This window comes from Flammeovirga aprica JL-4 (genome assembly GCF_012844305.1).
GTDB classification, from domain to species: Bacteria; Bacteroidota; Bacteroidia; order Cytophagales; family Flammeovirgaceae; genus Flammeovirga; species Flammeovirga aprica.
Genome location: NZ_JABANE010000222.1, coordinates 1 through 4,359 on the forward strand (window position 1 = coordinate 1; position 4,359 = coordinate 4,359).

The 4,359-nt window shown below is 31.7% G+C and carries 1 protein-coding gene; it reads left to right on the forward strand.

Annotated features, from left to right (window positions below; all coding sequences use genetic code 11):
* Window positions 1-370 precede the first annotated feature (370 nt).
* The coding region (locus tag HHU12_RS33160) for a leucine-rich repeat protein (protein ID WP_169661016.1) at window positions 371-4,359 on the forward strand (3,989 nt) is incomplete at its 3' end.

Genomic DNA, 4,359 nt, shown 5'->3' on the forward strand with positions numbered 1-4,359 from the left:
TGGTGGGGATCATTTTCTAAATCATAGAGTTCCTCAGTAGGGCGTTCACCAAACCAATGCTTTTCTTGATAGGCAGTTAGTTTTCCTTCTTGATGAAGGTGGTGCATATCTTTTACCATGGGTTGACGGTCACGATATCCGGCTTTCGTTTTGGGATATGTTACAGATAGGAAATTGAAAATAAGACCAGTAGGTTAAAACTCTAATTAACGTTGGTGATTTCTTTAATCGAAAGATTGGTATTCGAGTCGAAATATTTTTTTTCAAAAAAAACTACTTATTGTTATTATAATTATAACAAAATACATTATCATTGCGTTGCAAAAATAAAAACTATTGTACTCATAAAATAAAAACTAAACTATTAATTATGAATAAATTAATTTTCGCTCTTTTACTGAGTGTTTTAAGCTTCACTAAAACTGTTGCTCAAGTCCCACATATCCTCACAAAGGAGGATGTCCTATTTGAAGATGGAGAAATCAAAGATTACTATGGTGGTTATCCCAACATCATTATACCTCAATATATAGAGGGAACTGAGGTTACTTCGATTGGGAATTCTGCTTTTTCTAGAGGTGAATTAAGTAGTGTAGATTTTTCGAATTTATCCTCTCTTACATCAATAGGTTCTTATGCTTTTTCTTACAATAATTTAAGTAGTGTAGAGTTCTCTAATTTACCCTTTCTTATTTCAATAGGAGAAAGTGCTTTTAGAGAAAATAATTTAAGTAGTGTAGATTTTTCGGATTTATCCTCTCTTACTTCGATAGGTTCTTCAGCCTTTTATGAAAATAATCTAAGTAGTGTAGATTTCTCGGGTTTATCTTCTCTGACTTCAATTGGTGACCGTGCTTTTATATATAATAATTTAAGTAGTGTAAATTTAAAAGGTTTACCCTCTCTTGTTTCTATAGGACAAAGTGCTTTTGAATTTAATGATTTAAGTAGTGTAGATTTCTCAGATTTATCCTCTCTTACCTCGATAGGTACACGGGCTTTTTATAAGAATAATTTAAGTAGTGTAGATATCTCGAATTTATCTTCTCTGACTTCAATTGGTGACCGTGCTTTTGCTGGTAATTCTGTGTTATCCTATACATTACCTACTCCAACTTATAAAGGAGATTGGAACTTAGGATATTCTGGAAAGGAAATAACAAACCTCAATAATTTACACTTTTATATTAACAGTGAGCCCTATGAAATAACATCAGCAGATGTAATTTTTGAAGCTGGTGAGATAAAGGATTATTTGGGAGGATACACTAATATTGTAATACCTAACTCTATCAATGGAATAGAAGTGACGTCTATAGGTGAAAAAGCTTTTTATAAAAAGAATTTAAGAAGTGTAGATATCTCTAATTTATCCTCTCTTGTATCAATAGGAGATGAAGCTTTCAGAAATAATTTTTTAAGTAATGTAGATTTCTCGAATCTAACCTCTCTTATTTCAATAGGAGCTGAAGCCTTTCGAGATAATAAAATAGATAGTATAAATTTAAAGGAGCTAACCTCACTTGTTATAATAGGTAAGTCAGCATTTTCTTATAATTATTTAACATACTTTTTATTACCAAATCCGGATGGTGATGGAGCATGGAATAAAGGTGTATCAGGAGGAGTAGTATATGACAGAAGTATAGCTTATTATTTTATAAACAACGAACCCTATGAGCTAACATCAGCAGATGTAATCTTTGAAGCTGGTGAGATAAAGGATTATTTGGGAGGATACACTAATATTGTAATACCTAATTCTATTGATGGAACCACAGTAACTTCAATTGGAGCTGATGCTTTTCGAGGAAATAATTTAAGTAGTGTAGATTTCTCAAGTTTATTCTCTCTTACTACAATAGGTTCTAATGCCTTTACTGAAAATTATTTAAGTAGCGTAGATTTCTCGAGTTTATCCTCTCTTACTTCGATAGGATTCTTAGCTTTTTCTGAAAATAATTTAAGTAGTTTAGAGTTATCGAGTTTATCTTCTCTTACTACAATAGGTTCTAATGCCTTTGATGAAAATAATTTAAGTAGTGTAGATTTATCAGATTTACCTTCTCTTAATTCGATAGGAGCAAATGCTTTTTCTAATAATGATTTAGTTAGTGTAAATTTCTCGAATTTGCCTTCTCTTATTTCAATAGGAGAATATGCTTTTGCTAGTAATGATTTAGTTAGTGTAAATTTATCGAATTTACCTTCTCTTATGTTAATAGGTCCTTCTGCTTTTGCTAGTAATGATTTAGTTAGTGTAAATTTCTCGAATTTACCTTCTCTTAATTCAATAGGTTCTTATGCTTTTTCTTATAATGATTTAAGTAGTGTAGATTTATCAGATTTATCTTCTCTTATTTCGATTGGCGAAGCAGCTTTTATACATAACTCTATGTTGTCCTTCAGACTACCTAATCCAAGTTTTGATGGAGCATGGAATAGAAGCAGTTCTGGAGAAGAAGTAACACGCTTGGACATATCATATTATTACACTAACAGTGAACCCTATGTAATAACATCAGCAGATGTTATTTTTGAAAATGGTAAGATAAAGGACTACTTAGGGGGATACACTAATATTGTAATACCTAACTCTTTTGATGGGATAACAGTTACTTCAATAGGTGAAGCCGCTTTTCAAGAGAATAATTTAAGTAATGTAGATTTATCAAATATATCATCTCTCACTTCAATAGGTTCTTATGCTTTTTATTATAATGAATTGATTAGCATAGATTTATCGAATTTGTCATCTCTTACTTCAATAGGTGAAGCAGCTTTTCGAGAGAATAGTTTAAGTAATGTAGATTTATCGAATTTATCATCACTTCAATTTATAGGAAAAGAAGCATTTTATTATACTTGGGTAACTTCTTTCACATTACCAACACCTAATATCAGCGGTATTGAATTAGATGGGTGGATAGACCATGAAAATAATAAGTATCCAAATAGTTCAACTGTTACAAATTTAGATGTAAGTTACAGTATTAATATTGTAGCAAATAACAATGTTATCGTAAGTACACGTTTTCAAACTGAAACTGGAGATATTATTATTTCTGGAGATGATGAAAAATTATTTGAAGATATGCGTTCTGTTTCATTCTTTGTAGAAAAGGGAAAAAACATAACAATAACTCCTGAGGTGTCGGGGCTTCCTGATGGATATTATTATGCACCTGTTTCATTTCTTGTGGAAGAGGATATTAATCATCTATTTGATGATCTATCACCAATTGAATATTCAATTACTTACGAATCAAATGGAGGTATGCATGCTAATGAAGAATCTTATACAATCGAATCGTCAGAAATTACATTTACTTCAACCACAAAATTGGGTTATTCTTTCGAAGGTTGGTATTCAGAGCCAGAGTTTACAAATAAAGTAGAATCTATAACAAGTGGAAGTACAGGGGATGTAACATTATATGCAAAGTATTCACCAATTGAATATTCAATTACTTATGAATCAAATGCTGGTACGCATGCTAATGAAGAATCTTATACAATCGAATCGTCAGAAATTACATTTACTTCAGCCACAAAATTGGGTTATACTTTCGAAGGCTGGTACTCAGAGCCAGAGTTTACAAATAAAGTAGAGTCTCTAGCAAGTGGAAGTACAGGAGATGTAATATTATATGCAAAGTATTCACCGATTGAATATTCAATTACTTATGAATCAAATGGAGGTACGCATGCTAATGAGGCTGTTTCTTTTACAATCGAATCATCAGAAATTACACTTACCTCAGCGACGAAATTAGGTTATACTTTTGAAGGTTGGTACTCAGACTCAGAGTTTACAAATAAAGTAGCATCAATAACTTCAGGAAGTACAGGAGATGTTACATTATATGCTAAATTTACGCCAGAAAGTTATACGATTACTTATAATACAGATGGGGGTGAACATTCAAACCTAGAAAGTTATACTATCGAGTCATCAGAGATTACTTTAAGTGAAGCGACTAAGTTAGGTTATACTTTCGATGGTTGGTACTCAGATTCAGAGTTTACAAGTAAAGTAGAATCAATTTCAAGTGGAAGTACCGGTGATCTAACACTATATGCAAAGTTTAAGCTAGTAAGTTATACAATTACTTATAATACAGAAGGTGGAGAGCATTCAAATCTAGAGAGTTATACTATTGAGTCATCAGAGATAACTCTAACTGAAGCAACGAAATTGGGTTATACTTTTGAAGGTTGGTACTCAGATTCAGAGTTTACAAGTAAAGTAGAATCAATTTCAAGTGGAAGTACCGGTGATCTTACTTTATATTCAAAGTATTCACCAATAGAATATTCAATTACTTATGAATCAAATGCAGGTTTGCATACGAATGC